This is a genomic window from Streptomyces himastatinicus ATCC 53653 (assembly GCF_000158915.1).
Lineage (GTDB): Bacteria > Actinomycetota > Actinomycetes > Streptomycetales > Streptomycetaceae > Streptomyces > Streptomyces himastatinicus.
Map to the genome: position 1 here is coordinate 10306752 of NZ_GG657754.1, position 5117 is coordinate 10311868.

General features: G+C 73.2%; 4 protein-coding genes. 3 read left to right on the forward strand and 1 reads right to left on the reverse strand.

Annotated elements, in window-relative coordinates; translation table 11 throughout:
• The 3 genes from SSOG_RS54500 to SSOG_RS43335 form a co-directional block, all read left to right on the forward strand.
• On the forward strand, nucleotides 1–228 hold a 228-nt coding region (locus SSOG_RS54500), incomplete at its 5' end, for a LuxR C-terminal-related transcriptional regulator (protein WP_039940151.1).
• A 26-nt stretch (nucleotides 229–254) separates the two neighbouring features.
• Nucleotides 255–3065 (forward strand): helix-turn-helix transcriptional regulator, encoded by a 2811-nt coding sequence (locus SSOG_RS43330; RefSeq protein ID WP_009720670.1) that lies wholly within the window; start codon nucleotides 255–257, stop codon nucleotides 3063–3065.
• A gap of 403 nt (nucleotides 3066–3468) precedes the next feature.
• A complete protein-coding gene (locus SSOG_RS43335) occupies nucleotides 3469–4077 on the forward strand; it encodes a helix-turn-helix transcriptional regulator (protein ID WP_009720671.1) in 609 nt (202 codons plus the stop codon).
• Nucleotides 4078–4140: 63 nt separating this feature from the next.
• Here the strand turns inward: SSOG_RS43335 and SSOG_RS43340 are convergent.
• Nucleotides 4141–5117: PucR family transcriptional regulator (locus SSOG_RS43340; RefSeq protein ID WP_039940153.1), on the reverse strand; the 977-nt coding region annotated here is incomplete at its 5' end.

The window sequence follows — 5117 nt, forward strand, 5'->3', positions numbered from 1 at the left end:
CCCGGCCCGCACCCCGCCTGGGCCACGCTGACCGAACCCGAGCGGCGCACCGCCACCCTCGCCGGACTCGGCCACGGCAACCGGGAGATCGCCGAGATGCTGTCGGTGACCCGGCGCACGGTAGAGCTGCGGCTCAGCGGCGCGTACCGCAAGCTGCGGATCGGGGGGCGCGCGGAACTCCACGCGCTGGTGCGGGCAACGGAGGGATACGGCACGGATGTCGCTTGAGCCCGCAACGGAGGGATACGGCACGGATGTTGCATGAGCGGGACACCGAGGCGGCACACGTCAGGGACGCCCTGAAGGCCGCCGCCGCGGGCACCTCGTCGCTGCTGCTGCTCACCGGCCCGCTCGGCATCGGCCGGACCGCGCTGCTCCAGCGGCTGCCCCAGCTGGCCGGGGAGGACGTCCGCGTCCTGCGCGCCAACGCCGCCCCGATGGAGCAGGACTTCGCCTTCGGCGTGGTCCGTCAGCTCTTCGACAGCCTGCTGACCGGAGCCCCGCCCGAGCAGAGCGAACGCTGGCTGCGGGACCACGGCGAGTTCGCCCGCATGGTCCTCGCCGACGACACCCTGCCGCTGGGCGAGTGCGGCTCCGTCAGCCTGTCCGAGACGCTGCTGAACGGACTGCGCTCCGTGCTGGCCGACGTCGGCGCCGACCATCCGTTGCTGATCCTGGTGGACGATCTCCAGTGGGTGGACGCCCCCTCGCTGCGCTGGCTCGCGTACCTGGTCAAGCGGCTGCACGGGCTGCGCGCCGTCCTCGTCTGCGCCCTGCGCGACGGCGATCCGGGGGCCCGGCGGCTGACGCTGCGCGAGATCACCGACTCCGCACAGCGGGTGCTGCGCCCGGCGCCGCTGTCCCTCGCGGCCGCCAAGGCGCTGGTCCTCGACCAGTTCGGCGAGCCGGGCGACGAGGACTTCGCCCGCGCCTGCCACGAGATCTCCGCGGGCAACCCCCTCTTCTTGAGGTCGGTCCTGGTGACCCTCGCCGCGGCCGGTCACAGCCCCACCGCCGGGCACGTCGAGACGGCCCGGCGGCAGCGCCCCGCCCAGCTGCGCGAATGGCTGGCCGGTTGCATGCGCACCCAGCCGCAGCCGGTACGGGCCCTGGCCGCCGCGATCGCCGTCCTCGGCGAGCAGGGCGAACCCGACCTGATGGCCCGACTGGCGGGCCTGGACCCGATCGGCTTCGCCGCCGCGCTGCGCGTCCTCGACCAACTCGGCCTGCTGGCGGCCGAGAAGGAGCCGCGCTTCCTCCACCGTGTGGTCCAGGACGCCGTCGAGTCCTCGATGACGGTGGCCGAGCGCGACCGGCTGCACGACGCCGCCGCGGCCCTCCTCTACCGCAACGGCTCCGCCGCCGAGCTGGTCGCCGCCCAGCTGATGGCCGTCACCGCCTCACAGCAGCCCTGGGCGGTCGAGGTGCTGCGGGCCGCGGCCGACACCGCGCTGCGCCGGGGCGCGCCGGACATCGCCACCCGCTATCTGCGGCGCGCGCTGCTGGACGCCTCGCTGCCCGGCGAGACCCGCGGGCGGCTGCTGATCGACCTGGCCACGGCGGAGCGCGGATGGGACCCGGCCGCGTGCGAGCGCCACATCTCCCAGGCGATACCCCTGCTGACCACGCCGCGGCAGCGGGCCGCCGCGGCGCTGCGGATCTCCCCGACCGTGGTGGGGGTGTCGCCGCCGGCGATCCTCGACCTGTTCCACCAGGTCGCCGAGGACCTGGGCCCCGCGGCCGCCCTCGACGGCTCGGCGCGCGACGTGGCCCTGCGGCTGGAGGCGCGGCTGTGGTACGCCGGGTACGAGGATCCGGCGGAGCTGGCCGCGGCCGTGGAGCGGCTGTCCGCGCTGGGCGGGGAACCGCCGCTCGGCTCCACCGCCGAACGCGAGCTGGCCGTCGTACTGCTCGACGCCGCGATGCTCACGACCCGGCGGCCGGCCGCCGAGGTCGCCCGGCTCGCGGCCCGCATCCTGGAGCGGGAACCGGCCACCGCGGACCGGGTCCACTCACCGCTGCCGCTGGTGGCCGTCGCGATGGTCGCCGCCGATTCGGTACGGGGCATCAACTCCTGGCCGGAGCCCGAGCGGCACTCCCCGCGGCAGGACGTCACGGCCGTCGACGCGCTCGTCCACGCCGAGCAGGCGCTGATGCTGCTGGCGCGCGGCCGGGTGGCCCGGGCCCGGGAGCCCGCCGAGCGCGCGATGCGGCTGGCCGGGGCGCACTGGTCGGAGGCCGGGATCCTCGCCACCGTCGCCCTCAGCGGCGTCGCCCTGGAGCTGGAGGACAGCGAACTGGTCGAAGGGCTGCTGGACGAGGCCGGGCGGCGGCGGTCCGCCAGCCTCGCGCTCACTGCCTCGCTTCAGCTCCTCAAGGCGTCCCAGGACGCCCGGTGCGGCCGCTGGACCAGCGCGCTGGACACCCTGCTGGCCTGCGGGCGGCAGCTGGAGTCGGCGGGCTGGCGCAATCCCGTCCTCTTCCGGTGGCGGCCCTGGGCGGCCGCCCTCCAGCACCGCATCGGAGACTCCCGCGCGGCGCTGGCGCTCGCCGAGGAGGAACACGCCCGTGCCGAGGCCTGGGGCGCCCCCGTCGCGCTGGGCCGCGCCCTGCGGCTCAAGGGCCGGCTGCACGGCGGCGCCCGGGGCACCAATCTGCTGCGCGAATCGGCCGACGTACTGCGCGCCTCGGCCAACGAACTCGAACTCGCCCGCTCGCTCACCCTGCTGGGCCGGCGGCTGGACAACGGACCGGAATCGGCGAGCCTGCTGCGGGAGGCCGGAGCCCTCGCCGCGGCCTGCGGCGCCCCCTGGCTGGTCGAGCAGGCCGAGCAGGGGCACGGCGCGCCCGCCCCGCGGCCCGAGGCCGCACTGACCCGTACCGAACGCACCGTGGTCTCCCTGGCCGGTGGCGGCCTCACCAACCAGGAGATCGCCGGCCGGCTCGGCGTCACCTCCCGCGCGGTCGAGAAGCATCTCACCCACGCCTACCGCAAGCTGGACATCTCCGGCCGCCGCCAGCTGATGGAGATCCTGCCCCGCCTGGATTCTGAAATCCTGCGTTAACGGAGCTAATTCAACGCATGTCCAACCGGCGTCGGCCCGGGCTTGTCGGCATGTGCCCGTACCGGCCGGGCGAGGGGGCGATCCGGGCAAGTTCCCTGGGCCGGCGAACCCACCGTACCGACCACCGAAACCCTGCGGTGCGGACCGAACCTCCGGGGTGCGGTACCACAGGATTGGGCGACGCCGCCCTGCTGACGTTGACTCATACGTGGGGATCTCCCTAGTCTCCATTCCGTAAAAAACTTTCGAATTGAATAACCGCGGCATTCATCCCCGGTCATTCGTCTTCGGTCATTTATGAACAGGAAGGGATGGCAGTCCCTTGGCAGTTTCCGCTCTAGCAGATTCGGCTCGGCCAACTCCCCACGAGCTCGAATGTGACCAGATCGAGTACGCGGATCTTCTGCGCCAGTTCGACCAGCCGGGGGCGTGTGTCGTCTGTCTCGACCCGTCCCTGACGGTCCAGCAGGCGAACCAGGAGTTCTTCCGGCAGTTCGACGACGACTCCTCCATGAGCGTCTGCGGCCGCGACTTCTGCGACCTGGTGCACCCCAGCGCCCAGCAGGCGCTGCACCATCAGCTCTCCCGGCTGGCCGACGGCACCCGCGACCGGTTCGCCTCCCAGGTGGTCGTCGTCGGAGCCCAGGGCACGGCTTTCACCAGTGCGCTCACCGCCGTCGCCGTACGCGAGGGCACCTCGCACGTCGCCTCGCTGCTGGTGGTGCTGCGGCCCGTGGCCGGTGGCCAGGAGCTGGACATGGTGACCAGCCGCAAGAAGATCCTCAGCGAAATCGAGGCGCGCATTCTGGAAGGCATCGCGGCGGGACAATCCACCATTCCGCTGGCCTCCCGGCTCTACCTCAGCAGACAAGGCGTCGAATACCACGTGACGCGTCTGCTCCGTAAGCTGCGGGTCCCCAACCGGGCGGCCCTGGTCTCCCGCGCCTACTCCGTGGGCGTCCTCAACGTGGGCTCCTGGCCGCCGAAGGTCGTCGACGACTTCGTGAAGTGAGCCGCCTTCGTGAAGTGAGCCACCGGCTCCCCGAGACGCGGCGGCAGGCGGCCCGCCGCCGCGTCACGAGGAGCTGGAGCCAGGGGCGAGCCGCAGCACGCTGAACGCGGTGAGCGCCACATGCAGTTGGGTGCGCTGTTCGCCCGACTCCAGATCGCAGCCGAGCACCCGCTCGATCGCGTGCAGCCGCTGGTAGAACGCCTGCCGTGACAGGCTGGCGCGCTTGGCGGCCACCGTCTTGTTGCCCGCCGCGTCCAGATAGGCGTGCAGGGTCGTCACCAGATCGGTGCCATGCCGCTCATCGTGCTGCACCAACCGGCCGAGCTGCCGTTCCACGTACTCCTGCACCCGCATGTCGTCGCGCAGCGCGTACAGCAACTGCCGTAGCCCGATATCGCTCAGCTCATGGAACGGCTTGTCCGGCGTGCCGGGGACGGCGGCGTCCGCGACCCGCGCCGCCTGCTGGAACGAGCGCGCGGTCTGCGACAGGTCGGACACCTCGCAGCCCACGCTGACGACCGCGTCCGGATGCGACTCCCGTACGGAACGGCTCAGCCGCTCCACCAACGGCCGCCAGGGCGTGGCCGGGTGGAACGCCAGCAGCACTCCCAGATGATCGCCGGGCACCGCGCCGATCAGCACCGCGGCACCGGCCGCGGCCATCTCCTCGGTCAGCCGGTCCTCCAGCTCCCCGGCCTCCTCGCCGCCCAGCGCCCGGGCCAGGGTCACGAGCGCGACGATCAGCCGCCGTCCCATGACCCGCATGCCCAGCGCCTCGGCGCGGGCCCGTGCCTCCCCGGCCGAGCGGCAGCGCTGCTCGACCAGATCCAGCAGCAGGGTGCGCTGGGCGCGCCGCTCCCACCGGGTGTGCTGGGTCAGCCGGGCGATGGTCAGCGCGGTGGCCGTACGCTCCAGCACCATCGCATGCTCGGGCCCCACCGCCGGGGTGCCCGCCGCATCCGGCAGCATGACCAGCCGCCCCCAGCGCTCGCCCCGGTACTCCACGGCCGTCACCAGCCAGTTCTCCGGGCCGCGCAGCT

Coding starts and splice junctions, on each gene's coding strand:
- SSOG_RS43330 (WP_009720670.1), top strand. CDS start 255: ATGTTGCATGAGCGGGACACCGAGGCGGCACACGTCAGGGACGCCCTG.